Below are 26,711 nucleotides of genomic sequence, written 5' to 3'. Positions count from 1 at the left end.
CAGCTTCGCACGTGACCGTCGTCACGTCACGCGCCGGGGTGGCGGACGGACCACCACCGTAGTCACCCGATCACTTGATCGCGTAGTCCTCGAGCGGAAACGCGCGCGCCTCCCGGAAGGCGTTGATCGTCGACGTGGGGCGCAGCAACGCGGCCTCGCCGTGCGGGTTGAAGTAGTAGCTACGCGAGGTGGCACAACTACCGCGGTAGAACACCGAGTCGTCGAGATTGCTGGTCATCCGATCCAGGAAGTCGGTGTTGGCTCGTTCGGTGACCTCGAACGTGTCCGCGTTCCGGCGCGCCACCTCCGACAGCAACCGCTCGATGTGCTTCATCTGCGACTCGATCGTGGTGAAGTACGACAGACCGCTGTACGCGTACGGGCTGTTGAGTGTGAGGAAGTTGGGGAAGTGCGGGACGGCGACCCCCTCGTAGGCCTGAAACCTGTTTTCGCGCCACCACTTCCCGAGATTCCGACCGTCCCGTCCGATCACCTCGATCGCCGGGAAGTTCGTCTTCCAGAGATCGAACCCGGTGGCCAGCACCAGGGTGTCGATCTCCCGCTCCCGCCCGTCCACGGTCACGATGCGATCGGGTTCGATCCGGTCGATCGACGCCGACTCGAGGTGCACGTCCGGTCGGGTGAAGGTACGGAAGTACGTGTTGGAGAAGGTCGGCCGCTTGCACCCGAAGTCGTAGTCGGGCGTCAGCCGACGACGCAGCCCGGGATCGGGCACCTGACGCCGCAGGTGTGCCTTCGCGGCCAGCGCCGCACCCCGGTTGAGGAACTTCGCCTGACGGAAGTGCAGGACCGCGCTGACCATCACGGCCTCGAGGATCGAGGTGCTGATCGCCCGGGCGATCTTCTGAGTGAAGGGCACGCGTGCGAAGAGCCGTTGGACCACCCGCGGTATCGGGACGTCGAGCTTGGGCACGACCCAGATCGGGGTGCGCTGGTAGACGGTGAGGTCGTCCACCACCCGCGCCAGCTCCGGAACCAGCTGCACCGCCGTCGCGCCGGTACCGATGACCGCCGCCCTGGCGCCGGTGAGATCACGGTCGCCGTCCCAGGCGGTCGTGTGCATCACCGTGCCCGCGAACGTCTCGATCCCGGGAATGTCCGGCGTGTGCGGCTGGGAAAGAAATCCCGTGGCGGTGAGCAGGTAGCGCGCGGTGATCTGCTCGCCGCCCGCCACCGAGACCACCCAGTGCCGGTTCTCCTCGTCCCAGCGTGCGCCGTCGACGACGGTGCCGAACCGCATGTGCCTGCGCAGGTCGTACTTGTCCGCGACGTGGTGCGCGTAGCGTTCGAGCTCGTTTCCGGGAGCGAACAGCCTCGACCAGTACGGATTGGGCTCGAAGGAGTACGAATAGGTCACCGAGGCGATGTCGACCGCCAGGCCCGGGTACCTGTTGACGTGCCAGGTACCGCCGAGGTCGTCCTCGCGCTCGAGGATCACGATGTCGTCGAGCCCCATCCGCTTCAGTTGGATACCGGCACCCATGCCGCCGAAACCTGCTCCGACGATCACGGCGTCGTGCTGCGTCACCATGTGTGACCTCCCTCTCATACCCCTCCCCCGAGACTATCTGTATCCGTCGGTAACGGGAAGACCGGCGGGGTCGGGCGCACACTGGTAGCCATGACCGCCGCCGTTCCCCCACTGGACGTCCACTCCCGCGCGTCCCTGGCCGACGTCCTGCCGTCGGTACTGTCCGCACTCGGCGTACCGGGCGAGCCGGGCGCCCTGAGCCTGCCGCGCCGCGATCGCTACGTCGTCCTGCTGGTCGACGGCCTGGGCTGGAATCTGTTGCACCGCAACCTCGATCACGCGCCCTTCCTCGCCGGGGCGGAAGGCGGACCGATCCGTGCGGGATTCCCGACCACCACGGCCACGAGCATCACCACCCTGGGCACGGGCACGCCGGCCGGACGCCACGGGGTCACCGGCTACCGGTCCTGGGTCCCCGAACTCGACGACCAGATCAACTGGCTGTCCTGGCACAGCGTCGGCGGGAACCGCGACCTCCGCACCGACTTCGCCCCCGAACTCGCCCAGCCGTCGGCCACCGCATTCGAACGCGCTTCCGCCGCCGGGGTCCGGTGCACGACGGTGCTCCCCGCTTCCTTCCACGACAGCGGGCTGACCAGAGCAGCACTGCGGGGCGCGAACTTCGTCGGGGTGCACGGACACGGCGACCTCCTCGCCCACACCGTCACCGCTGCCGGATCCTCCGACCGATCGCTGACCTACTGCTACATCAGCGAGATCGACACCCTCGGGCACGTCTACGGACCGGAGAGCCTGTCCTGGTGCCACGAACTCCGGGTCGCCGACCTGTTCGTGAGCCGGCTCGCCACCACCCTGCCGGCCGACACCGCACTACTGGTCACCGCCGACCACGGCATGGTCACCGTCTCCGCGTCGGATCGCATCGAGTTCGACGACGTCCCCACGCTGTCACAGGACGTGATCGCGCTCGCGGGCGAACCGCGGTGCCGCCACATCCACACCGCGCCGGGGACTGCCGACGCGGTGGCACACCGGTGGCGGGAGCATCTCGGCGATCGGATGTGGATCGGCACCCGCGCGGAGGCGATCGCCGCCGGAATGTTCGGCCCTACGGTGACTTCCGTTGCCCGGGAACGGATCGGCGACGTCCTCGCCTTCGCGCGGGACCGCACCGCCGTCGTCCGTCACCGCAGCGAGCCGGTCCTGGCCGAGCTGATCGGACAGCACGGAGCGCTCACCGACGACGAACTACTCGTGCCGCTCCTGCTCGCCCACTCGTAGCGGGGGCCGGGCCCTAGCGGGGACCGGACAGGGTGTTCTGGGCCCCCGTGTCCCGCACGACCTCGACCGGCGTGTCCGTCCACTCGACGGTGTTGTGCGAACCGGTCACCTCGACCTCGCCCAACTCGCCCGCACGCACGGTGTTGTCGTTGCCCGCCACGGTGACCGCGGTGGCCTGCTCGACGGAGAGCACGTTTCCGCTGCCGGTCAGATCCACGGACGCCACCTCCCGTGCGTCGACGGTCATGCCGTTGCCCCGAACGGCGAGCGAACCCACCGATTCGATGGTCGATCGACCGCTGCGGCCCGACAGGATCACCGCATCCGCCTGCCCACCGGACACGCCGATTCCCTGACCGTCGAGCACGACGGTTTCGGCGGAGTCGATGTACAGCTGCACCCCGTTCGCGCGCACCAGGACGGTGCCACACTCCCCTTGGAGGGCCACCGCCTCGCCGTCCCGGTCGATCACCATGTCCCGACCGGCACAGTCGGAACCGTCCGGGGCATTCGCCACCGATTCCGCTCCGTCGGCCGAGGACACGCCACTCGTGCCCGAGCCGCATCCGGAGACCGTCAACCCCACGGCAAGTGCCGCCACCACCGCACGCATCCGACGATTCGTCGCCATTCCCCGTCCCGCCTCCTGCACTTCGGCCCGCAACACTCGTGGGCAAGGTACCGAACCCGGAGCGCGTGATCCCGCACATCGACGCGCGGCGGCCACAATCGCGCAACGAAGGCCCGGCCGACAGGGGCCTTCGACGGCCGGGTGCCAGAATGGGAACGTGCTCTGGGTATGGATCGGCCTCGGCGTCTGGGCGGTGCTGTCCGTTCCGGTGGCCGTGATCGTCGGCCGCTCGATCGCCCGTGCCGACCGTATCGAACGGCGCACGGACCGTACCTCGATCGGCTCGACGCCCGGCGACCACGACGACACCCGTCACGGCTGATCGCCCCGACGGTCACGGCCGGTTACTCGCCGATAGCTGCGTCGGCGTCCCCGCCCGGTAGGGCAGAAGTGCCTCGGGTCACCCGTGACTTTTGTTAGCCTTTTCACGTTTCGTGACATCGAACGCCGTGTTCGCCGCGATGTTCGCACGTCTCCATGGGGGAGATGGATTCGGAAGGGGCGCCCGCGCCCGGAAGAGACCTGAGGATGGGATAGAAGCGTGAAGCGCACCGGAGCACTGACCCTGGCGGCACTGAGCGGCGTCGCCGCCACCGTCATCGCCACGGCGGCACCCGCGGCCGCCAATCCGAACATGGTCAATCCCATCCCCGGCCTCAACGGCACCACCGGGTTGCCACACCTGACCGGGCCCAGCCAGGCCGTCGCGCAGCTGACGGGCCTGCTCAGCGAGAACCGCACCCAGGACTCGAACGTGCTCGGCACCGACCTGGGCATCATGTGGGACAACGGGCACGGAGAGGTGCTCGTCGCGTTCGGCGACTCGGCGGGCCTCGGGCTCCCGAACCTGCTCTCGGGCAGCTTGTGGTCCTGGCGCAGCAGCACCCTGTTCCGCAGCAGCGACCGCAACCTCGCCGACGGCATGACCTTCGACAGTTCGCCGCGTGACTTCCTCGGCCAGTCCAAGGAATTGCTGCCCAGCCCGAAGATCCCCGGCATCGAGATCAGCAAGATCCCCACCGCGGGTGTGGCCGTGGGCGACACCCAGGTGATGTCGATGATGTCGGTCAACCACTGGGGCGAGGCCGGCAAGTGGGTCACCAACGATTCACAGCTCGCGTACTCGCACGACAACGGCGAGAATTGGGCGCTGGCACCGGAGACCGTCCGGCCGAACGAGGGCGGCAACGCGAACTTCCAGATGGGGGCCTTCCTCAAGGCCGGCGGCTTCGTCTACCAGTACGGCACCCCCTCCGGGCGCGGTGGCTTCGTCCACGTCTCGCGGGTCCCCGAGGCTCAGATCATGGACCTGGGCGCGTACGAGTACTGGGACGGCGGCACGTGGGTCAAGGGCAACCCGGACGTCGCCCGCCCCGTCGCGGACGGCGGCGTCGGCGAGTTGTCGGTCGACTGGAACGAGTACCTCGGCCAGTACCTCATGCTCACCACCGACGGCTACAACAACGTCGTCATGCGGCGTTCCCCGACCCCGACCGGGCCGTGGGGCCACCCCGAGGTCCTGGTTGCCGAGCACGAACTGCCGTCCGCGTACGGCGCGTACATCCACCCCTGGTCGTCGGGTCCGGACCTCTACTTCCTCACCACGGTGCACTCGAACTACAACGTCCTGCTGATGCGGACCACGCTGCACCACTGACCCCTGCACCACCGACCCCCTGCACCGCCGACGGCGACCGTCCGCACGCTAGCGTGTTGCCGTGCTGACCTGGGACGAGTACTACTCCCGCTCCGAGCCGGTGTGGGGAGCACCGCCGGACGACCTGTTGGTGGATCTCGCGACGTCGATGCCCCGCGGTACGGCACTGGACCTGGGGTGCGGCGAGGGGCGGAACGCGCTGTGGCTGGCGACCCGCGGGTGGCAGGTGACGGCGGTGGACTCGTCACCGGTCGCGGTGACCCGGGCACGCGCCGTCGCTGCCCGCTCTCCTCGTTCGGTGCGCGAGCGCCTGGACTTCCGCCTCGGATCTGCCGCGGACGTCCGGTGGGAGAACGAGTACGACCTCGCCCTCGTGTTGTACGTTCACGTCCCCCCGCCCGAGCGCCGGCAGATTGTGAACCATGCCATATCTGCGCTGAAACCTGATGGAACCCTCATGATTTCGGGATACGACGTCACCGACCCCGGTTCCTGGGGAGATCTCCCCATCGAGCGCGAAAATCTTTACGACACAACACAGTTCACGGAGGAGCTCGCCGACCGGCTGACGATCTCCCAAATCGGGCAGCGCCGGCGGGAGATCGGCCCGGGATTCGCCGTCGACGCCGTCGTCGTCGGACGCACCCCGATTCTTGGCACGTCGTTGGATCCGGCGTAATATCGGGGAAAGTTACCGACGAGTAATAAGCTTGGGCGGTACTCGACGGACAGACCGCACCATCTCACCGGGAGATAGAAACGACATGGGCCATTACAAGAGCAACGTCCGCGACTTGGAGTTCAACCTCTTCGAGCTGCTCGGACTCGAGAAGCCTCTCGAAGAGGGCGTGTGGGGCGACCTCGACGTCGACACCGTCAAGAACATGCTCAGCGAGGTTGCCCGCCTCGCCGAAGGACCGCTCGGCGAGTCCTTCGCCGACGCCGACCGCAACCCGCCGGTCTTCGACCCCGAGAACCACACCGTCACCCTGCCGGAGTCCTTCAAGAAGTCCTTCCGCGCGCTGTGGGACGCCGAGTGGTACCGCATGGGTCTGTCCGAGGAGATCGGCGGCGTCCCGGTTCCCCGTTCCGTCGTGTGGGCCATCGGTGAGCTGATCCTCGGCTCGCAGCCCGCCGCGCACATGTACCAGGCCGGCCCCGCGTTCGCCGACGTGCTGTTCAACAACGGCACCGACGAGCAGAAGAAGTGGGCGGCCACCCTCGTCGAGCGCGGCTGGGGCGCCACCATGGTTCTCACCGAGCCCGACGCCGGTTCCGACGTCGGTGCGGGCCGCACCAAGGCGATCCAGCAGGACGACGGCTCCTGGCACATCGAGGGCGTCAAGCGCTTCATCACCTCGGCCGATTCCGACGACCTGTTCGAGAACATCTTCCACCTGGTTCTCGCTCGTCCCGAGGGCGCCAAGCCCGGCACCAAGGGCCTGTCGCTGTTCTTCGTCCCGAAGATCCACTTCGACTTCGAGAAGGAAGAGTTCGGCGAGCGCAACGGCGTCTACGTCACCAACGTCGAGCACAAGATGGGCCTGAAGGTCTCGGCCACCTGTGAGGTCACCTTCGGTGGCCACGGTGTTCCGGCCAAGGGCTGGCTCGTCGGCGAGGTCCATGACGGTATCGCCCAGATGTTCGACGTCATCGAGCACGCTCGCATGATGGTCGGCACCAAGGCCATCGCCACGCTGTCGACCGGTTACCTCAACGCGCTCGACTACGCCAAGGAGCGCGTCCAGGGTGCCGATCTGACGCAGATGACGGACAAGACCGCGCCGCGCGTCACCATCACGCATCACCCGGACGTCCGTCGCGCCCTGATGATCCAGAAGGCCTACTCCGAGGGCCTGCGCTCGGTGTATCTGTACACCGCCGCGCACCAGGATCCCGAGGTCGCGAAGCTGGTCTCCGGCGCGGACGCCGAACTGGCGGCCCGGGTCAACGACCTGCTGCTCCCGATCGTCAAGGGTGTCGGCTCCGAGCAGGCCTACGCCAAGCTCACCGAGTCGCTGCAGACCTTCGGTGGCTCCGGCTTCCTGCAGGACTACCCGATCGAGCAGTACATCCGCGACGCGAAGATCGACTCGCTGTACGAGGGCACCACTGCCATCCAGGCGCAGGACTTCTTCTTCCGCAAGATCGCCCGTGACCGCGGTGTCGCACTCGCGCACGTGGCGGGCGAGGTCAAGAAGTTCATCGACAGCGAGGCGGGCAACGGTCGTCTCAAGTCCGAGCGCGCACTGCTGAACACCGCCCTCGAGGACGTCCAGGGCATGGCCGCCACGCTCACCGGGTTCCTCATGGGCGCCCAGGAGCAGCCGTCCGAGCTGTACAAGGTCGGACTCGGTTCCGTGCGCTTCCTCATGTCCGTCGGCGACCTGCTCATCGGCTGGCAGCTGCTGCGCGGCGCCGAGGTGGCCATCAAGGCGCTCGACGAGGGTGCCTCCGACAAGGACAAGGCGTTCTACGAGGGCAAGGTCGCCGTGGCGTCCTGGTTCGCGAAGAACATCCTGCCCGAGCTGACCGCCACCAAGGGCATCGTCGCGAACGTCGACAACGACATCATGGAGCTCGACGAAGCCGCGTTCTGATCGCAGGCGAACTCCACGACGGCAGCGCCCCCGGACCACTCGGTCCGGGGGCGCTGCCGTGTGGCGAGCCGCCATACGTCGCGGCAACTCGATGCCGCGCACCGATTCGGGATCCGCGGGGCGATTCCGGCCCTATCCGCCCCGCGGCTGCGGAATGCCTGTGCGGATCATCTATCCCCAGGTTTTCGCCATCCACAGATCGCGGATCGGCAGCTGCGGAGAGCATTCCGACCGGCCACCATCGGACCCATGGAACGTTCCAGCCACCGCGTCGTGCGACGACAACAGGCACTCGCCGCCGGGTACTCCGACGAGGAGATCCGGCGGCGCTACACACGAGGCGAGTGGCAGCGACTCGGACACGGCGCCTACATCGAGGCGGCAACGATGTCCGCCCTCGACGCACCGGCACGCCACCTGCTCGCCGTCGACGCCGTACTACCGGCCCTCGCACCCGATGCGGTGCTCAGTCACGGCACCGCCGCCGTGGTCCACGGACTCCCCCTGTGGGACGCCCCTCTCGACCGGGTACATGTCACTCGGGACCGACCCAGCGGCGGGCGAACCGGCGCCGATGTCGTCGTCCACGCCTCCCCGTTGCACGGCTCGGTGACGACGATCGGCGGCTACCGCGTCACCTCACCCGCACGAACCGTCGTCGACCTCGCCTGCTCGTACGGCGTCGAATCTGCCGTCGTCGCCGGGGACGCGGCGGCACGCACGCTCGCCGTCGGCTCGCGGGAACTGTCGGCGGAAGTTACCCGCGCCGGCGGCAGACGTGGCGTACAGGCGGCGCGCCGGGCTGCCGCGCTCGTCGATGCGCGCTGTGAGAGCGTCGGCGAATCACGGAGTCGGGTGTTCTTCGAGGCGTACGACCTGCCCGTGCCGTCGCTCCAGCACGAGTTCCGGGACGGCGGCGGATACTTCCTCGCCCGGGTCGACTTCTACTGGGCCGAGTACGGCGTGATCGGCGAGTTCGACGGACGGACGAAGTACGGTCGGCTCCTGCGCCCCGGCCAGGAGCCCGGCGATGCCGTCTTCGCCGAGAAACTCCGTGAGGACGCCCTGCGCGAACTGGGGTACGGCGTCGTCCGGTGGACCTGGGCGGATCTCGGCGCTCCCGAGGTGCTCGCCGCTCGGATACGTCGAGCCCTCCACAGCCGCATACCGTTTCCGCACCCGCGCGGAGATTAGGGCCCAATCCACCGTGCGGCTACGGAATCGGCGCGCAGTAGTGGGCAGGGTAACCCGGTCAGAGCACCGCGCCGGGATTGAGCAGGTGGTCCGGGTCCAGTGCGGTCTTGATCCGCCGGGTCAGCTCCATGACGTCGGGGCCCACCTGGTCCGGCAGCCACGCCTTCTTCAGCCGACCCACCCCGTGCTCGCCGGTGATCGTGCCGCCCAGCGAGATCGCCAGATCCATGATCTCACCGAACGCGGCGTTCGCCCGCGCGGTCTCGGCGGCGTCGAGGGGGTCGTGCACGATCAGCGGGTGGGTGTTGCCGTCGCCCGCATGAGCGATGACCGCGACGAGAACCTCACGGCGACGGGCGATCTCCTCGATTCCCAGGATGAGGTCGGGCAGGGACGGCACCGGCACACCGACATCCTCGAGCAACAGGGTTCCGAGCCTCTCGACGGCGGGAATCGCGAAACGCCGGGCCGCCGTGAACGCCTCACCCTCCTCCTGATCGTCGGTCGCGAACACCTCCGGCGCGTGGTGCCGCGCGAAAGCCTCGGCGATGAACTCGGTTTCGCGGGCACGGTCCGCCCCCGGCGAATCGGATTGCGCGATCAGCATCGCGTGCGCCGACCGGTCGAGTCCCATCTTCAGCGCATCCTCCACCGCACCGATCGAGGCGCGATCCATGAACTCGAGCATCGCGGGACGCATCGCGCGCGTCACGGACAGGATCGCGGCCGTCGCGTCCTCGACGGTGGCGAACGACGCGACCACCGTGCTCGCCGGTGGCTGCGCCGGGAGAAGTCGCACGATCACCTCGGTGATGATCCCGAGCGTGCCTTCGCTACCCACGAACAGCTTCGTGAGGGACAGACCAGCGGAATCCTTCAACCGGGGGCCGCCGAGCCGCACCGCCGTGCCGTCTGCGAGGACCACCTCGAGTCCCAGGACGTAGTCGGTGGTCACGCCGTACTTCACGCAGCACAGCCCGCCGGCGTTGGTGGCCGCATTGCCGCCGATCGAGCAGATCTCGAACGAGGACGGGTCCGGCGGATACCAGAGGCCGTGCTCGCCGACCGCCTTCTTGACCTCTGCGTTGAGCAGGCCGGGCTGGACCACCGCCGTCCGGGTGACGGGATCGACGTCGATCCGCCGCATCCGCTCGGTGGTGAGGACCAGGCCACCGTCGACGGCCGTCGCTCCCCCGGAGAGCCCGGAACCGGCGCCGCGGGGTACGACGGGGACGCGGCGCGCACTCGCCCAGCGGAGCACCGCCTGGACGTCGGCGGTGCAACTCGCACGAACCACTGCCAGCGGACGGCCGGCATCCGGGTCCTTCGCCCAGTCACGGCGGTAGCCCTCGACCAGGTCGGGGTCGGTGAGCACCGCGCCGTCCGGGAGCTGCGCCGCCAACTTGCGCAGGTCCTCGTCCATCGCTACCTCCCTGCTCGACGTCCGTCGACAGGGACGCTACTCGTCGTCGTCCGCCGTGGGGCGTGGCGCGCGGGTGGTCGTCTCGCCTGCGGGTGCCGACGGAGTGGAGCTCGGCGCACTGCGCCCCGTCGTCGGCGCAGCTGCCGGCGCCTGGCCGCCCCCACCGCCGCCGGGCTCGGGCGCGGGTGCGCGCTCCGGCGGGCCGTCCGCCGGAGGTGCTGCGGGAGCGGGGTCCGACGACTCGCACTCGACCGTCGGAACGGGGTCGTAGCGAACCGTCCGGGTGTTGCGGGAGATCTCCCGGCCGGTGGCCACGTCGGTGATGATCCGAGTGTCACTGGACGTGAATCCCGGTGAACCGCTGGACGGTACGCACGCGTCGCCGGCCGGCAGAGTGATCGTGTCCGGCTGTGTCGGGCGGCTGCGCGACCCGGTCACCGACTGCACGTCCACCGTCTTGGTGCCCCAGAAACGGATGGTCAGCTGGGAGCTTCCCCCGATCGCCTGGATCAGCACACCCGTGTCGGTGGGATTACGGAACTTGAGGTCGATCGCCCCCTCGAACACGGTGGCCTCGCGGGCCTCGGGGTACCGCGAGATGTAGTAGGAGTGCTCGGTGTGCTCGACGTCCTCCATGCCGGCGAAGTACGACGCGTTGTAGAGCGTCGTCGCGACCTGGCTGACACCACCGCCGACGGCGGTGTCCGGCCTGCCGTGGTTGATGATGCCGGACTCGACGTAGCCCTGAGCGGTTCCGCGCGGCCCGGTGTGCCCATTGAGCGAGAAGGTCTCGCCGGGAAGGACGAGGGCCCCGTCGAGGGAGGCGGCCGCCAGACGGATGTTCACGCCGGACGCCGAGGAGAATCCGCCCGTCGTGAACTCGCCGATCACCTCGCGCACGCCGAGCGACTCGGCCGCCTCGGTGGTCAATTCCGGCTCCACCGGCCCGTAGACCGCGTCGATCCGGTGAGTGCCCGCAAGCGCCTGCGGCAGCCCCTCGAGCGTCTCGGGCCACTGGACCAGATCGCCCACCACCGCGGGCACCACCGTGGGCGAACCTCCGGACAGCGTGATCTCGGCGTCCTTCGGCTCCCGTTCGGTGGGGGCCAGCTGCGGCGCGAGGATGCCGGTCGCCGCCTCGAAGTCGTACACCGGCTCGAGACCACCGTCGCCGTCCGGCTCGAATCGGAGCAGGGCGCCGATCCGGTCGCGCGGCGACGTGGCCGTCACGCCGTCGCGACCCGAGACCACCAGGTCTGCGGACGCGGCCGGAACCGCCACGTCGGCGAGGGCGCGGTCCACGCTGTCCTGGGAGACGGTCACCTCGACCGATTCGACCGGCAGGTCGATCGGCTCGGCGAATGCCCACCGCTCCGTGAGCAACTCCTCCGTGCCCTCACCGTCGATCTGCTGGCCGGGCGCAGGCGTCACCGGCACCGGGGTGGCGCCCTCGAACACGATGTTGCCCTCCCGCACCGCGCGGTCGGCCGTGCCCCGGAGCCCGTCTATCGCACCCGCGAGCGCCGCCTCGTCGACGGTGGAGCTCACCCCTGCCTCGCGGTCGACGAAGAACGACGTCAGCCGGGTCCAGGGGTTGAGGGGCTGGGAATCGATGCGGTCGAGCGTGGCGGCCCAGTCCACCCCGAGACCGGCCTCGGCCGGGACGATCTGCTCGGTGACGTCACCGGCGGTGACCTCCACCGGTTCGTTCGCGCGGGGCTCGAGCGCCGCGCGCAGCGTCTGCTCGGCATCGGCCGTCGACATTCCGCCGACGTCCACACCCGCGACGGTCGTCCCGCGCGCCACCGATCCCGACGCGACCGCGAGGTCGATGGCGTAGCCGAGACCGAGAAGCGCGGCGGCCCCACCGGCGACCGCAACGATCTTGGCCCAGGGCGCTGCCTTGACGGCGCCGCTCACGCCACCGTCGCTTCCGTCACCACCCGATCCGCCCGCTCCCCCACCCGAAGACGGGTCGGAGCCGGCCGGAGAAGCCGCCTCGGCCTGAGGAGCCGTGAACTGCTCGGTGGCCGCGCCGGCGCCTTCGGGATCGACCTGCTCGTAGGCCCTGGGGGGTGCCGGCTCGTCGGGTACCGCCGGGATCACCTGGGTCGGGTCTTCGCTGCCGTCGCCCTGCGAGCGGTCCGAGATCGGCGTCGTCGGCAACTCCTCGGGCCGGGGGTCGTCAGTGCCGTCGTCCACGCTGTCCTCTCACCGGATCGTCTGCCCGTTCCGGCCGCAGCCCGGAACGAAGATCGTGACTTGTCCTCACGATTATGAGCCCACCCCGGAACCACAGTACCGCCAGGTGGGGAGATGAGGAGATGCGAGAGCCCCGCGCTGCTGCCAGGTCGGGGGTCAGGCAGCAACACGGGGCTGACAGGTGTATCGGCGTCCGGGCCGAGGCGTTACACCGCTCTCGAAAAAGTCGGAAAAGGCGTCGGGGATCCGGTCACCCCTCGCTACCGGATCCCCGAGACACCCTTCCGCAACTCCTGCGGATGAGGTCCGCCCCGGCAGCCGAACGGCCGGGACGGACCCTCGTCGGTGTGCGCGTCAGCGCTCGATGATGGCCGTGACGCCCTGGCCGCCTGCCGCGCAGATCGAGATCAGGCCCCGGCCCGAACCCTTCTCCGCCAGCGCCTTCGCGAGCGAGGCGACGATCCGGCCGCCCGTGGCCGCGAACGGGTGGCCCGCGGCCAGGGAGGAGCCGTTGACGTTGAGCTTGCTGCGGTCGATCGACCCCAGTGCGCCGTCCAGCCCCAGCCGTTCCTTGCAGTACGCGTCGTCCTCGAACGCCTGCAGCGTGGCGAGCACGACGGAGGCGAAGGCCTCGTGGATCTCGTAGAAGTCGAAGTCCTGCAAGGTCAGGCCGTTGCGTTCGAGCAGACGCGGAATCGCGTAGGTCGGCGCCATGAGCAGGCCGTCCTTGCCGTGCACGTAGTCGACGGCGGCAGTCTCCGAGTCGACCAGATGAGCGAGGACCGGCAGGTTGCGCTCGGTGGCCCATTCGTCGGTGGAGAGCAGGACAGCGGACGCGCCGTCGGTGAGCGGAGTCGAGTTGCCCGCCGTCATGGTGGCGTCGCCGAGCTTGGTGCCGAACACCGGCTTCAGCTTGGCGAGCTTCTCCACCGAGGAGTCGGCACGCAGATTGTCGTCGCGGGTCAGACCGAGGAACGGGGTGACCAGATCGTCGAAGAAGCCCCGATCGTAGGCGGCAGCCATGTTCTGGTGACTCGCCGCGGCCAGTTCGTCCTGCGCCTCGCGGCTGACCCCGAACTCCTTCGCCGTGATCGCGGCGTGGTCGCCCATGGACAAGCCGGTACGGGGCTCGCCGTTGCGCGGGATCTCGATGCCGAGCATCGACGGGCGGACGTTGCCCAGGAGCTTGATGCGGTCACCGGTCGACTTCGCGCGGTTCAGCGACAGCAGGAACTCGCGCAGCTCGTTGTTCACCCCGATGGGTGCATCCGACGTGGTGTCGACGCCGCCGCCGATACCGGCATCGATACGACCCGCGGCGATGGCGTCGCCGACGGTGACGATGGCCTGCAGACCGGTGCCACAGGCCTGCTGCAGGTCGTATCCGGGCGTGTAGGGGCTCAGCGCGCTGCCCAGCACGCTCTCGCGGATGAGGTTGAAGTCGCGGCTGTGCTTGAGCACCGCGCCACCGGCGACCAGGCCCAGGCGCTCACCCTGGAGGTTGAAACGGCTGACCAGCCCGTCCAGGGTGGAGGTGAACATGTCCTGGTTGGAGGCCTGCGCGTACCGGCGGTCCGAACGCGCGAACGGAATGCGGTTACCGCCGACGATCGCGACGGGACGCTGCTGCCTTCCGCTGCGCTTGGTCGCCGCCGCTGACTTCGTGTTGGTGCGAGCTTTGCTGGTCACTGAGGTCTCCATGGTCTGGTGCGGTGTACCTGTTGGCTACTATTCTTACTCAGGAGTAAGTTACTTGTCGACACCGCATCGTTTTCGGTGGCGACCGAACCCGTACGAGACCCCCGCCAACACGACGACAGAAGGTAGGACCGTGGCAGCCAGCAAGGGAGCCCCCGACCTGTACTCGCAATTCCTCTCCTCCGCCCCCGGCGCGTTCATCGCGTCGAAGGCGGGCCTGCCGAAACCGGAGCCCCTGCGCCGGTACAAGGCGGGCGAACCGCCCCTCGCCGGGCCGGTGCTCATCGGCGGAAACGGCCGCCTCGTCGAGCCGCTGCGCGAGCTCCTCGCCGATTACCCGGTGGCCCAGCCGCACGACACCAAGCTCGGCGGCCTCGTCTTCGACGCCACCGGGATCGGATCGGCCGCCGACCTCGAGCAGCTCTACGAGTTCTTCAAGCCGGTGATCCGCAACCTCGCGCCCAGCGCCCGCGTCGTCGTCCTCGGCACCACTCCCGAGGACACCGCGAGCGTGGACGAGCACATCGCGCAGCGCGCTCTCGAAGGATTCACCCGCAGCGTCGGCAAGGAGGTCAAGCGCGGCGCCACGGCCCAGCTCGTGTACGTCTCGTCGAAGGCCTCCACCGGACTCAGCGGCGTCGAGTCCACCCTCCGCTTCCTCCTCTCGGCCAAGTCCACCTATGTCGACGGCCAGGTCATCCGCGTCGGCGCCGAGGACTCGGTCGCCCCGAAGAACTGGGAGAAGCCGCTCGACGGCAAGGTCGCCGTCGTCACCGGCGCGGCGCGCGGCATCGGCGCCACCATCGCCGAGGTCCTGGCCAGGGACGGTGCCCACGTCGTGTGCGCCGACATCCCGGCCGCGGGAGAGGCACTGTCGGAGACCGCGAACAAGGTCGGCGGAACCGCCCTCGCCCTGGACGTCACCGCCGACGACGCCGGCGAGAAGCTCGCCGAGCACGTTCTCGAGCGTCACGGCGGAGCGGACATCGTCGTCCACAACGCCGGCATCACCCGCGACAAGACTCTCGCCAACATGGACGAGGGCCGCTGGAACATGGTCATCGGCGTCAATCTCCTGGCACCGCAGAAGATCACCGACATCCTCGTCGCGAAGGGCGCCCTGAAGGAGGGCGGCCGCGTGATCGACGTGTCGTCGATCGCCGGCATCGCGGGCAACCGCGGCCAGACCAACTACGGCACGTCGAAGGCCGGTGTCATCGGTCTCGTGCAGGCCTCGGCACCGGTTCTCGCGGAGAAGAAGATCACGATCAACGCGGTGGCCCCCGGCTTCATCGAGACCGCCATGACGGCCGCGATCCCGTTCGCCACCCGTGAGGCCGGACGACGGATGAACTCGCTGCTCCAGGGCGGTCAGACGGTCGACGTCGCGGAAACCGTGGCCTACTTCGCGAGCCCCGCGTCCAACGCCGTGACCGGACAGATCGTCCGTGTCTGCGGCCAGAGCCTGATCGGCGCCTGATGGGAGGCAAGGTGATCGAGCTCTCCGAGGCCCCGGGGACCCTGGACGTCTACCTCGGGGCGGTGCGCAGCGCCCTCCCCGTCGTCGGCGCGAGCGGCACCTCCGTTCCGGACACCACCTTCGCCCTGAAGGGCCTGAAGGTGGATCCGGACAACCTCGCCGCCTACTGCAAGGCGACGGGCCTGCGCTTCGGCGACAGCCTGCCGCTGACCTATCCGTTCACCCTGGTATTCCCCGTGGTGATGAAACTGATGGTCTCGCAGGGCTTCCCGTTCCCGGCCATCGGTTCGGTGCACGCCGAGAACGTCATCGAGCAGACCCGTCCGATCTCGGTGAGCGAGCCGCTCGACCTGACGGTGCACGCGGAGAATCTCCGCGAGCACCGCAAGGGCCTGCTCGTCGACCTGGTCAGCGAGGTCCGGGTGGGCCGGGAACTGGTGTGGCGGCAGGTGTCGAGCTTCCTCAAGCAGCAGCGGACGTCGCTGTCCGACCAGCCGGGACCGGAGCCGAAGCCGGAGGAGGTGCCGCCCCCGGCGCTGCGTGTCGCCCGCGTCGACCAGGCCACCATCAGCCGCTACGCGGCGGTCTCCGGTGACCGTAACCCGATCCATGTCTCCTCGTTGGGCGCCAAGGCCTTCGGATTCCCGAAGACCATCGCGCACGGGATGTGGAGCGCCGCGGCCATCCTGTCCACCGTCGAGGGGCGGATCCCGGACGCGGTGACCTACAGTGTGCGCTTCGGCAAGCCGATCCTGCTGCCGGCGACGCTGAACATGTATGCCGACCGGACCCCCGAGGGCTGGGACCTGGCCATCCGGCATCCCAAGAAGGGCTACCCGCACCTCACGGCAACCCTGCGCTGACTCCTCACTGCCCCTGCCTCCGCCTCCCCACCGCCTGGGTGAACGGACCCTTCGGCTCGTCAGACCGGTCGAATGGTCCCTTCACCCAGCGGGGGAGGGAGCAGGGGGCGGCGCGGGGAGGCGAGGGACGCAGGGGCGCAGAAGGGGACTCGGGAGAAGCGGGTGGCGCGATGCCTACTCGGACTTCTTCTTTCCCGAGAGGCCGCGCCATGCGAGGGCCTCGAGCAGATCCGCCGCCGCGGCGGGGGTGATCTCCCCGCCCGCCACGCGGTCCGCGACGGCCTCGCCGGCACCGACCAGTGCCACGGCGACCATGTGGAAGTCCTGTCCGGGAAGAGGTTCCCGGGTACTCGCCGCAAGCAGCGCGGCGGTCAGTTCGATGAGGCGGTCGCGAGCGGACTGCACCGAACCCATGAACGCCTGCTGGCCCAGCGCCTGCCGGTACAGCACCATCCAGGAATTGCGGTGCTCCCCGACGAAATCGAGGAACACCTCGATGGCCTTCCGCAACTGCTCGCGCGGAGTCAGGCCCGGGTCGCCGGCGGGGGTGAACGCCTCCGCGAATCGCAGACCCTCACGCTGGATACACGCCGCGAACAGCTCGTCCTTCGACCCGTAGTAGAGGTAGAGCATCGGCTTGGAGATCTCGGCCCGGGCGGCGATCGCATCCATGGAGGTCTCGTGGAATCCCCTCTCGGAGAACACCTCGACGGCGGCATCGAGCATCTGCTGTTCGCGCACCGCACGCGGCAGTCGTTTCGTGCCGCCAGCCATCCATCCTCCAACCGTGGTAAGAGTCAGACCTTACTCTACGGTAGGAACGACCCGGACGAGACCCGTTCCGGGCTCAGTACGCGCGACCTTCCTGGTAGGCGCGCACCCGCTCCTTCTGGGCGATCGTCTTCTCGGTCGGCACGGCGTGCGGGTTGAGGCAGTACGGCTGCGGCTGCCACACCATCTGGCCACTCGACCAGTCCAGCTTCCACTCCCACGGGCACTCCACCGGCAGCTCGCACACGTGCCCCTTCGGGCAGGTCGCCTGAACCGGCGCGGCCGGAGTCGCGGACACCGGCGCCGCGAACGCGAGCGAGCCCGCACCGAGCGCACCCACCGCGAGGGCACCACCGATCAACGCGCGAATCTTCACCAGGAACTCCCCATCGGACGGCAACGGACGCAGCGACCCTAGCAGGGCACCGCACCCTTGGCGCGCGCCACCGTCAGCACCGCCTCGTCCACCCGCTGCGCGGGCAGTTCCCCGGACGCGACAAGGGTTTCCAGGTGATCGAGCACCCGGGGCACGTCGTCGGTGGTCAACCACAACGCGACATCGACGCCGGCACCCAACGCGGCGGCGACGGCATCGGTGATGTCGTATCGGTCCGTGATCGCCTGCATCCCGCTGAGGTCGTCCGTGAAGATCGGACCGGTGAACGGCGGGCCCCCGTACCCGACTCCACCGCGGAGCAACGCCACGGCGTCGGGGCTGACACTGGTCGGGACGTTCGGCGCCGTCAGGCCCGGCACCTCGAGATGGCCCAGCATGACGCCGACGCCGGTGTCGACGAGATCGCGGAACGGCTGCAGGTCCGAGGTCTGCAACTGCTCGAGCGGAGGTGTCGTCACCGCGCCGGTGTGCGAGTCCCCCGATCCCGAACCGTGGCCGGGGAAGTGCTTGATCACCGGCAGGATCCCGGCGTCACGCATGCCGCGTGCGTAGGCGTCCGCATACAGGGTGACCGTCGCGGGGTCGTCCGAGAACGACCGGTCGCCGATCACCGAGTTGTCCGGCTGGGAACTGACGTCGACGACCGGGGCGTAGTTGACGGTGATGCCCAGGTCGGCGAGACCGCGACCCCGCTCCAACGCCATCTGATACGTCTGTTCCACCGTCATGGTCGCGGCGGTCACTCGGGCGGAAGGGTCGGGCCCGAGCAGGTTCGACACCCGCGACACCCGACCGCCCTCCTCGTCGATGGTGACCATGAGCGGCAGCTCCGACGCGGACGCGACCTGCGGCACCTCCCGGTTCGCGAGCATGGACTCGTCCGTCCAGCTGCCGACGAAGATCCCGCCGATCTGCTCGTCCCGCACCACGGCGAGGGCGTCCGCGGTGCCCGTCACCCCGACGTTGAGCAGCTGGGCCAGCTTCTGCCGCTGGGACAGGTTCGCCAGCAGATCCGCACCGCACGTCTGCGCGAGCGTTCTCGGATCCGGCGTCGGCTCGCCTGCCGGGGTGGTCGGAGGGGCAGCCGCGGCCGACGGCGTCGGCTCCGCCCCGGTGTCCCCCGAGGCACACCCCGCGACCAGGCCGGCACACGTGAACGTGGCCGCCACGACAAGGGAAATCTTCGAACGCATGGCCCCGACGGTAGACGAGCACGTCGGGAAGGGGTCGATCGGCGCATCCTCTTGATAGTCTGACCTCGAACAGTGAGCTCGTACGATTCGTTCCCCCACCAGGAGGATCTCGTGCCCGCCGACCTCGTGATGATCGCCTATGACGGCTCCGAGAACGCCAAGCGAGCCGTCGAGTACGCCGCGCGATTCCTCCTCACCCGCCACGCCGTGGTCGTGACCGCCTGGGAGCCGATGGTGCGCCAGGCCGCCCGCATGTCCGGCCTGTCCGGGGTGATGCAGCCCGAATGGGTGCCCGACGAGGACCACGAGGACGTGGCACTGACCGACGCGAAAGCCGTCAACCAGGAGGGACTCGACCTCGCCCGCTCCGCAGGGGTCGACGCCGAGGGGCGGTGCGTGGAATGTGCCACCACCATCTGGACCGCCATCGTCGAAGCCGCCGACGAGATGGACGTCGACATCATCGTCACCGGAACACGGGGCACCACCGGACTGCGGTCTCTGCTGCAGAGCAGCGTGGCCGATCACGTGCTGCGGCACAGCCACCGGCCCGTGCTGATCGTCCCGCCCGGCAAGTGAGGTCCGCCGGGCGTCGGCACCGCGGTCACGTCCACAGATCGCCGGTTCCGGCACACCGATCCACCTGCGAGATCGTCCCGGGTGATACCTTGGCCCGAGAAATTCGTACGCGGCGGTAGCCGCGCAGGCGACAAGTGGGAGAGAAACATGGCGAAGTTCCTGGTGCCCGGGGTAGTCAGCGCCGTTGCCGGAGCAGTTCTGGGCACCGTGACCGTGCTGGGCGTCACCGCCGCAGCGCAGCAGAACAGCCGTCCGGAGATCGACCGCAGCGGCAACGCCAACTCGTCCGTGCTGAACCAGGTTGAGTACGGCGAGCGCTGACGCCGCAGACCGCAGTTCCGACGAGGCCGTCGCTCCCTCGGCCGATCCGCTGTCGCGGCGGAGCCCGACCGATCCGCTGTCGCGGCGGTGGCTGTTCGCCGCCACCGCTCTCGCGTTCGTTCTCAGTTTCCTGCAGTCGCCGGGGCTGATCGCCGCCGACACCAAGTACGACCTGACCGAGAATCCCCTCGGATTCCTCGGGCGCGCCGCACACCTGTGGAGTAGTCAGGCCCCGATGGGGCAGGTCCAGAACCAGGCGTACGGATACTTCTTCCCACACGGCGCGTTCTTCGCGCTCGGCGATCTCGCCCACGTACCCGCCTGGATCACCCAGCGACTGTGGTGGGCGTTGGTTCTGGTCGCCGGATTCTGGGGTGTGATCCGGCTGGCCGAGGCACTCGGTATCGGATCGCGCAGTTCCCGGATCATCGCCGCGGTCGCCTTCGCGCTGTCCCCGCGCGTCCTCACCACGCTCGGCTCGATCTCGTCCGAGACCCTGCCGATGATGCTGGCGCCGTGGGTGCTCCTCCCCCTCGTGTACGTCACCCGCCCGAGGCCCGGCGCACCGCCACGTTCGCTGCCCCGGCTGGCCGCGCAGTCCGCGCTGGCCGTTGCGCTCATGGGTGCCGTCAACGCCGTCGCCACGCTGCTCGCCTGCCTCGTCGCCGGTCTCTGGTGGATCGCGCACCGGCCGAACCGGCGGTGGTGGGTGTTCACGGCCTGGTGGATCCCGTGCCTCGTCGCCGCGACGGTGTGGTGGGTCGTCCCGCTGCTCCTGCTGGGCCGGGTCAGCCCGCCGTTCCTCGACTACATCGAGTCCTCCGGGGTCACCACCCAGTGGACCTCACTCGCCGAGGTGCTCCGCGGCACCGGGAGCTGGACGCCGTTCGTCTCTCCCGAACGCATCGCGGGTGCCGTCCTCGTCACCCAGCCCGCCGTCGTCGTCGCCACCGGCCTGATCGCCGCCGCCGGGCTGGCGGGGCTCGCGATGCGCTCGATGCCCGCCCGCGGCCGACTCGTCCTGATCCTGATGGTCGGTATCGCCGGCCTGGCCGTGGGGTACGCCGGGGAGCTCGCGTCCCCGGTCGCGGACCAGGTGCGGATGTTCCTCGACGGCGCCGGGGCCCCGCTGCGGAACGTGCACAAACTGGAACCGCTGGTGCGCCTGCCACTCGTCCTCGGACTGGCGCACCTGCTCGCGAAGGTGCCGCTGCCCGGATCCGTCCCCGGCCCGCGGTGGCGCTCGGCCCTCGCCCACCCCGAACGGGAGCCGATGGTCGCCGTCACCACCGCGCTGCTCATCGCGATCACCCTCACCACCTCCCTGGCCTGGACCGGCAAACTCGCACCGCGGGGGGCCTACGCGGAGGTGCCCGGTCACTGGCACGAGGCCGCACGGTGGCTGGAGGAGAACACCCGCGGTGACGGCCCTGGCGACTCCGACACCGGCCGTGCCCTGGTGGTGCCCGGTGCCCCGTTCGGCGACCAGGTGTGGGGGCTCACCCGCGACGAACCGTTGCAGGCGCTCGCCGACACCCCGTGGGCGGTACGCGACTCGGTCCCGCTGACCCCGCCCGGCACGATCCGCGCCCTGGACTCGGTCCAACGCCTGATCGCCGACGGCCGCCCCTCGGACGGCCTCGCCGCGACCCTGCTCGGGCAGGGCGTGCACTACCTCGTCGTCCGCAACGACCTGCACCCGGACACCTCGCGATCACCGCGGCCGATCCTCGTACATCAGGCGATCGAGGGATCGCCCGGCTTGACGAAGGTCGCCGAGTTCGGCGAGGACATCGGACCGGAACCGGTGGAAGACCTGGTCCGCGACGGCGACCTGCGACCCGCCTACCCGGCGATCGAGATCTTTCGGGTGGAGCTGCCCGGCACTGCCGGAACGGTCGCCCCCGGCCCGTACACCGTCGACGCCGCCACGGTGCCACGGGTCCAGGGCGGGCCGGAGTCGGTGCAGCGGCTCCACGAGAACGGCGCAGTACCCGGCCCGGGTCCGGTGCTGCTCGCCGCGGACGCCGAGCGCGCCGGCCTCCCCGTGGATTCGCTGATCGTCACCGACACCCCCCGCAACCGGGAGACCGACTACGGGCAGGTCGACAACCACAGCTCGGGACTCCGTGCCCCCGACGACCCGCGGCGTACCCACAACCTCGTCGCCGACTACCCCGTGCCCGACACCCCGCTCGTCGAGGGCGAATGGGAAGGTGCCCGCGTCAGCGTGTCGAGTTCCGCCGCGGACGCCACCCAGCTCGGGGGCACGTCGCCCGGTTCCGGCGCCGCCGCCGTCGTGGACGGGGACACCGCCACCGGGTGGTTCAGCAACGTGTTGCACGGGGCGCTCGGCCAGTGGGTGCAATTCGACCTCGACACCCCTGTCAGCAGCGGCGTCGTCCACGTCACCACCAGTCCGGCGGCGCTGGGGCCCGCGGTCCGCTGGATGGAACTGTCCACCGCCAACGGCACCACCGCGGTACGCGTGGACCAGCCCGGGGAGCCGGTGACGGTCGCGTTGCCCGGCGGCACGACCGACTGGTTCCGGATCACCGCCACCCGGACCGCGGACGGGAGCGGGGGCGTCCAGTTCGGTGTCGGCGAGATCGCGATCGAGGACTTCGGCACGGCGGACGCGGCGACGGGTATCGAGCCGCAGATGGTTCCGGTCACGCACCGCACGGTGCTGCCGCCCACGCCGCCGGGCGCCCAGGTCACCGGCTGGGACCTGAGCCAGGAGTTGCCGGGCCGCGCCGCCTGTGTGGAAGGACCGGACCGGGTGCGCTGCGGCAACGCGTTCGCCATGCCGCCCGAGGAAGGCAGCTCCTTCACCCGCACCCTGTCGGTTCCCGACGCGGCCACCGTCACCCCGCAACTGACCGTTCGGGCCAGGCCCGGCGCCCCGCTCGAGGACCTTCTCGCCCGGGACGCGCCGACTGCCCGGGGGCGCAGCGACCTCCCCGATCTGCGCGGCGGCGCCTACGCCGCGACCGACGGGGATCCCCGCACCTCGTGGACCGCGGCGCGCGACACCGTCGGCGGGCGGACCGAGAAACCGACCCTCACCATCGAGCTCCCCGCACCGACGGAGGTCACCGGGCTCGAACTGACCGCGAGCCCGGGGGATCTGCCCGCCACCGCGCAACGGGTGGCCGTCGACCTCGGCAACGGAACCCAGGTACGGGACGTCGGCGACGACGGCATCGTCGAGCTCGCCCCGTACGAGACCGATCGCATCGTCCTGAGCATCGTGTCGTGGGACGAGCTCTACGACGCGGGCGGATTCGGTCTGACGCGGCTCCCCGCCGGGCTGGCGGAAGTGGGTGTGCTCGGCGCGGACGGGCAGCCACTGCCCGGCTCCGGCGTCCTCCCCGAGTCGGAGGCGAGCGGCCGCATCGTGTCCGTGGGCTGCGACGCCGGCCCTGTGCTCTCGATCGGCGGTCACGTCGTCCGCACCCAGCTCTCGGCCACGGTCGGCGAATTGCTCTCCGGTGCACCGGTGGTCGCGACCGCGTGCGACGACGCCTCCGCTCCGCTCCCGTCCGGCCGGGTGGACGTCGCCGCGGACCCGACATCGGCATTCGTCGTGGACAGCCTGCGGCTGCCGGTTCTTCCGGAGGCCCCGCAGGCAGCGGACCGGAGCCCGGTCACGGCCACCGCGTGGACGGACTCCCACCGCGAGGTCACTCTCGCCCCCGCGGACGGGAGCGGGGAGGACCGGCTCCTGGTGGTGCCCGAGAGCACGAACATCGGGTGGGTCGCGACCACCGAGGACGGCACCGAACTGAGCCCGGTGGTGGTGAACGGCTGGCAGCAGGGTTGGGTCGTCCCGGCCGGGGCCACCGGAACGGTGACGCTGGACTACCCCCTCGACCGCTGGTACCGGACAGGCATCTTCGGTGGACTGCTGCTCCTGCTTCCCCTGGCTCTGCTGGCACTGTGGCCCACGCGCTGCGCCCCGCGCGAGTTCGGACCCGCACCGCGCCCGTGGCGCAGCACCACCGCGGCGTGGCTGGGAGTACTCGCCACGGCGACCGTCGCGGCGGGAGTCACGGGCGCCGTGATCGTGCTACTCGGCACGGCCGGGGCGCTGGGGCTGGCCCGGTGGCGTGGACCCGCCACCGCCGCCCGGACCCTGGTCGGCGTCGCCGGGGTGGCGACCACGACCGGGATGCTGCTGCTCTCCACCGGACCGTGGCGCGGCCCGGACGGCTACGTGGGCCACTCGTGGCTGATTCAGTTCGCGGTACTCACCGGGCTGGTGGCGGCCGGGCTCGCGGTGGTGCCCCTCGGACGGTCGGCCCGCCGGGCCTGGCGACGCTGGACCTCGCGGCGGGACGGTTCCTCGATCAGCGCGTAGCTGATCGAGGCGACGGCGATGCTGAGCACCGTCGTCGTCACCAGCACGAACACGAATCGCCCGGAGAACGGCGGGATCCCGAACGTCGGGAACACGATGGAGAGCACGGCCAGGTGCCAGATGAAGATGCCGTAGGACCAGCGGCCGAACGCCAGACCCACCGGGCTCACCAGGTAGCGGTAGCGCCGCTCCCGGCCGAGGACGAGGGGCGCGACCAGGGCGAAGCTCATCACCGCACCCAGCACGATCTTCACCGCGTACTGCCATGGTGCCGGCTGCACCAGCCCGGGCGGGCCGGCCAGGTCGGTCGTGGCGAGCCCGAACGCGACCGCGGCGATCACCGTCATCAGCCCGCGGCGATCGGCGAGTCGATGAATCCAGGTGCGCGGCACGACGGCCAGCTCCGCGATCAGCATGCCCGCCGCGAACCAGGGCACGAACCCGGGGAGCCAGTTGTCGTGATTGACGTGCTCCGGGGTCGGCACGGGCAGGAACGCCCACACCAGGCTCACCGCCGAGGCCGTGAGCAACACCGGGATCCGCAGCCGCGCCGACACGCCCCGCAACCGGACCATCGACAACGCGATCAACGGCAGGAGCAGATAGAACGCCACCTCCACCGACAGGCTCCACATCTGGGTCAGCCCGTCGGTGAGGGTCAGTGGGACGAACACCTGGACCAACGCCAGATTCGACACCCACGTGCGCACACCCGCGCCGTCCGCGGCAGGCAGGAAGGCGAGCACGACGACGACGGCGACCCAGTACGCGGGCAGGATCCGGGTCGCGCGCGAGAGCCAGTACCGCAGCATCGTGTGCGGCATCCCGATTCCGCGCGCCGCCGCCGCGTGCGGACGCCACAGCAGGAATCCGGACAGCGCGAAGAACAGGGCGACCGCCAGGTCCAGGCGGCCGAGCACACGTCCGAGCACGTCGGGACCGGTGGTGGCGGTCTGGAACGCGACGTGGGTGACGAGGACGCCGAGCGCTGCGAGGCCGCGCATGCCCTCGAGCGCCGGGATGAAACGGCGGGCGGTGTCGGCAGCGGGCGGTGTCGCGCGGACCCGACTGGGTGTACTGGTCATCGAGTCCAGTTTGCCTCGTGTCGGTGGAGGTGGGGGCAGCGCGGGGCCGGACGGGCGACGAGGACCTGCCTCCACCGTCCGCGCAGGCCGGGAGTCTAGGATCCGGAAGGACACGAATCGACATCGGGCTGTTAGTGTCATGCCTCACGTGGCGTCGAATGTCGGCACCACGCGATCCGTGCAGCCGTGCTGCCGGTGGGGGTACCTCGATAGTCGTCAACTCGGGATAGGAGAGACAGCATGGCGGAGCGCTCAGGGCCGAGCCGGATATTCGCGTGCATTCTGGTCGGTCTGGGGGCACTGCTCCTCGCAGTCGCCGTCCTCATCCCGTCCTACACCGTCGGCAAGCTGGAGAAGACGCCCCTCGATCTCGAGGTGACGACGATTGCCAGCGGCAAGGGCAGCGTCCTCGACTCGGCGGCACTGCTGCAGGGCAACGCGACGGTCGACACGGACGTGGACCTGGTCGCCCAGCGCTACGTCACCGTCGAGGAGCCGTCCGACTCCGAGATCATGACGGTGCAGGCCGGTCAGACCGTGCGACGCACCGACAAGCGGGGTGACACCGGCATCCTCACCGCCACCGTCGACCGCGTCACGCTGGACCGCGTCACGTCGATGCCGACGAACGACCCGGTCGGCACCGTGCAGACCCAGTCCGACGTCCCCGGCACCGAGGTCCCCCGCGAAGGTCTCCAGTACAAGTTCCCGTTCAACACCGAACAGCAGAGCTACCCGTACTTCGACCTCAACGCCCGTGAGACCAAGGACATCGACTTCGTCGAGGAAACCGAGATCAACGGCCTGAAGGTCTACCACTTCACGCAGGAAGTGGGCCCGGTCGATCTCTCCGCAGCAGTTCCGGAGGCACCGACCAACAAGCTCGAGCTCCCGGCCGAGACCTGGGGCGTCCCCGGCGGCGAGGTCCCGATCACGATGACTCGCTGGTACACCAACACCCGCGACCTGTGGGTCGAGCCCAAGACCGGCGTCGTCGTCAAGGGCCAGGAGCAGATGCACCAGTACTACGGCCGCTCGGCGAACCAGCCCGAGGTCGACGTGCTCAACGTGACGTTCCCGTTCGACGAGGAGACCATCGAGTTCCAGGTCGAGCAGGCACGCAACGGCCTCGACCAGCTCAGCACGTTCGGCCGCACCCTGCCGATCGTGGCCGGGATCCTCGGTGTCCTCGCCGTCATCGCCGGCGTGATCCTGGGCCTGCGCGGCGGACGCGGCGGCAAGGGCGACCCCGCTCCCGCGTCCGGGGGCTTCACTCCCCCCGGTGGCGCCGGTGCCGTCGACCCGAATGCCCCGACGACGGAGATCCCGCGCGACTGGACCACGGACCAGACCGAGCAGATCCCGGTCGTCGATCCGCGGGACGATCCACGCGACGATCCGCGGCGCTAGCTGCCACGGTTCCCCGCACCGACTCGGTCAGGCCCCCTCCGGATTTCCGG

20 protein-coding genes and 1 pseudogene are annotated in these 26,711 nt (G+C 69.7%); 12 read left to right on the top strand and 9 right to left on the bottom strand.

The window, feature by feature from the left end; genetic code table 11:
- Positions 1 to 70: 70 nt before the first annotated feature.
- Positions 71 to 1,552 (bottom strand): flavin-containing monooxygenase, encoded by a 1,482-nt coding sequence (locus G4H71_RS12925; protein ID WP_072737079.1) that lies wholly within the window; start codon positions 1,550 to 1,552, stop codon positions 71 to 73.
- A gap of 90 nt (positions 1,553 to 1,642) precedes the next feature.
- On the opposite strand from G4H71_RS12925, the gene G4H71_RS12920 reads away from it, so the two are divergent.
- Positions 1,643 to 2,794 carry an alkaline phosphatase family protein gene (locus tag G4H71_RS12920; RefSeq protein ID WP_072737080.1) on the top strand — a complete coding sequence of 384 codons (1,152 nt, stop codon included), beginning with the start codon at positions 1,643 to 1,645 and terminating at the stop codon, positions 2,792 to 2,794.
- Between the two features lie 13 nt (positions 2,795 to 2,807).
- Here the strand turns inward: G4H71_RS12920 and G4H71_RS12915 are convergent, their stop codons facing one another.
- A complete protein-coding gene (locus tag G4H71_RS12915; RefSeq protein ID WP_072737081.1) occupies positions 2,808 to 3,425 on the bottom strand; it encodes a DUF3060 domain-containing protein in 618 nt (205 codons plus the stop codon).
- A gap of 157 nt (positions 3,426 to 3,582) precedes the next feature.
- On the opposite strand from G4H71_RS12915, the gene G4H71_RS12910 reads away from it, so the two are divergent.
- The 5 genes from G4H71_RS12910 to G4H71_RS12890 all read left to right on the top strand — a co-directional run bounded on the left by G4H71_RS12910 (position 3,583) and on the right by G4H71_RS12890 (position 8,876).
- The gene (locus tag G4H71_RS12910; RefSeq protein WP_169847127.1) at positions 3,583 to 3,747 is read left to right on the top strand and encodes a hypothetical protein; all 165 of its coding nucleotides are present in this window, start codon (positions 3,583 to 3,585) and stop codon (positions 3,745 to 3,747) included.
- 219 nt (positions 3,748 to 3,966) lie between these two features.
- Positions 3,967 to 5,082, top strand: a complete 1,116-nt coding sequence (locus tag G4H71_RS12905) for a glycoside hydrolase family 183 protein (protein WP_072737082.1) — start codon at positions 3,967 to 3,969, stop codon at positions 5,080 to 5,082.
- Between the two features lie 61 nt (positions 5,083 to 5,143).
- A complete protein-coding gene (locus G4H71_RS12900) occupies positions 5,144 to 5,761 on the top strand; it encodes a class I SAM-dependent methyltransferase (protein WP_246442179.1) in 618 nt (205 codons plus the stop codon).
- Between the two features lie 85 nt (positions 5,762 to 5,846).
- Positions 5,847 to 7,682, top strand: a complete 1,836-nt coding sequence (locus G4H71_RS12895; protein ID WP_072737083.1) for an acyl-CoA dehydrogenase — start codon at positions 5,847 to 5,849, stop codon at positions 7,680 to 7,682.
- Positions 7,683 to 7,931: 249 nt separating this feature from the next.
- Positions 7,932 to 8,876, top strand: a complete 945-nt coding sequence (locus G4H71_RS12890; RefSeq protein WP_072737084.1) for a type IV toxin-antitoxin system AbiEi family antitoxin domain-containing protein — start codon at positions 7,932 to 7,934, stop codon at positions 8,874 to 8,876.
- Between the two features lie 58 nt (positions 8,877 to 8,934).
- On the opposite strand, the gene G4H71_RS12885 is transcribed toward G4H71_RS12890, so the two are convergent.
- The 3 genes from G4H71_RS12885 to G4H71_RS12875 form a co-directional block, all read right to left on the bottom strand.
- Complete coding sequence (locus tag G4H71_RS12885; RefSeq protein ID WP_072737085.1) at positions 8,935 to 10,299, bottom strand: FAD-binding oxidoreductase; 1,365 nt, start codon at positions 10,297 to 10,299, stop codon at positions 8,935 to 8,937.
- 36 nt (positions 10,300 to 10,335) lie between these two features.
- A complete protein-coding gene (locus tag G4H71_RS12880; protein WP_083342991.1) occupies positions 10,336 to 12,501 on the bottom strand; it encodes a VanW family protein in 2,166 nt (721 codons plus the stop codon).
- 354 nt (positions 12,502 to 12,855) lie between these two features.
- A complete protein-coding gene (locus G4H71_RS12875) occupies positions 12,856 to 14,190 on the bottom strand; it encodes an acetyl-CoA C-acetyltransferase (protein ID WP_072737086.1) in 1,335 nt (444 codons plus the stop codon).
- Positions 14,191 to 14,332: 142 nt separating this feature from the next.
- Between G4H71_RS12875 and G4H71_RS12870 the strand changes: the two genes are divergently transcribed.
- A complete protein-coding gene (locus G4H71_RS12870) occupies positions 14,333 to 15,679 on the top strand; it encodes a 3-oxoacyl-ACP reductase (RefSeq protein WP_072737087.1) in 1,347 nt (448 codons plus the stop codon).
- Positions 15,679 to 16,542, top strand: a complete 864-nt coding sequence (locus tag G4H71_RS12865; protein ID WP_072737088.1) for a MaoC/PaaZ C-terminal domain-containing protein — start codon at positions 15,679 to 15,681, stop codon at positions 16,540 to 16,542. The genes G4H71_RS12870 and G4H71_RS12865 overlap by 1 nt, the downstream gene beginning before the upstream one ends.
- Positions 16,543 to 16,716: 174 nt before the next feature.
- On the opposite strand, the gene G4H71_RS12860 is transcribed toward G4H71_RS12865, so the two are convergent.
- The 3 genes from G4H71_RS12860 to G4H71_RS12850 all read right to left on the bottom strand — a co-directional run bounded on the left by G4H71_RS12860 (position 16,717) and on the right by G4H71_RS12850 (position 18,903).
- A complete protein-coding gene (locus G4H71_RS12860) occupies positions 16,717 to 17,316 on the bottom strand; it encodes a TetR/AcrR family transcriptional regulator (protein ID WP_072737089.1) in 600 nt (199 codons plus the stop codon).
- Between the two features lie 73 nt (positions 17,317 to 17,389).
- Positions 17,390 to 17,689 (bottom strand): hypothetical protein, encoded by a 300-nt coding sequence (locus G4H71_RS12855; protein ID WP_072737090.1) that lies wholly within the window; start codon positions 17,687 to 17,689, stop codon positions 17,390 to 17,392.
- A gap of 38 nt (positions 17,690 to 17,727) precedes the next feature.
- Positions 17,728 to 18,903 carry a glycoside hydrolase family 3 N-terminal domain-containing protein gene (locus G4H71_RS12850; protein WP_072737091.1) on the bottom strand — a complete coding sequence of 392 codons (1,176 nt, stop codon included), beginning with the start codon at positions 18,901 to 18,903 and terminating at the stop codon, positions 17,728 to 17,730.
- Positions 18,904 to 19,014: 111 nt separating this feature from the next.
- Here G4H71_RS12850 and G4H71_RS12845 point away from each other — a divergent pair, with 111 nt between their 5' ends.
- The 3 genes from G4H71_RS12845 to G4H71_RS12835 all read left to right on the top strand — a co-directional run bounded on the left by G4H71_RS12845 (position 19,015) and on the right by G4H71_RS12835 (position 24,166).
- Positions 19,015 to 19,482, top strand: coding sequence for a universal stress protein (locus G4H71_RS12845; RefSeq protein WP_072737261.1), 468 nt, complete (start codon positions 19,015 to 19,017; stop codon positions 19,480 to 19,482).
- Between the two features lie 147 nt (positions 19,483 to 19,629).
- On the top strand, positions 19,630 to 19,803 hold the full coding sequence (locus G4H71_RS12840) for a DUF2613 domain-containing protein (protein ID WP_072737092.1): 174 nt from the start codon (positions 19,630 to 19,632) through the stop codon (positions 19,801 to 19,803).
- A gap of 49 nt (positions 19,804 to 19,852) precedes the next feature.
- Positions 19,853 to 24,166: an alpha-(1->3)-arabinofuranosyltransferase gene (locus G4H71_RS12835; protein WP_072737262.1), complete on the top strand. Its 4,314-nt coding sequence runs from the start codon at positions 19,853 to 19,855 to the stop codon at positions 24,164 to 24,166.
- A gap of 23 nt (positions 24,167 to 24,189) precedes the next feature.
- Here the strand turns inward: G4H71_RS12835 and G4H71_RS12830 are convergent.
- Positions 24,190 to 25,251: pseudogene (locus G4H71_RS12830) on the bottom strand (acyltransferase family protein); the annotation flags it as partial.
- Between the two features lie 240 nt (positions 25,252 to 25,491).
- Here G4H71_RS12830 and pgfA point away from each other — a divergent pair.
- Positions 25,492 to 26,661, top strand: a complete 1,170-nt coding sequence (gene pgfA, locus G4H71_RS12825; protein WP_072737094.1) for a cell envelope lipid trafficking protein PgfA — start codon at positions 25,492 to 25,494, stop codon at positions 26,659 to 26,661.
- The last annotated feature ends 50 nt before the right edge of the window (positions 26,662 to 26,711 follow it).

The sequence above is a fragment of the Rhodococcus triatomae genome (assembly GCF_014217785.1).
Classification (GTDB): Bacteria; Actinomycetota; Actinomycetes; order Mycobacteriales; family Mycobacteriaceae; genus Rhodococcus_F; species Rhodococcus_F triatomae.
This window is presented reverse-complemented; position numbering and strand designations above follow the sequence as displayed.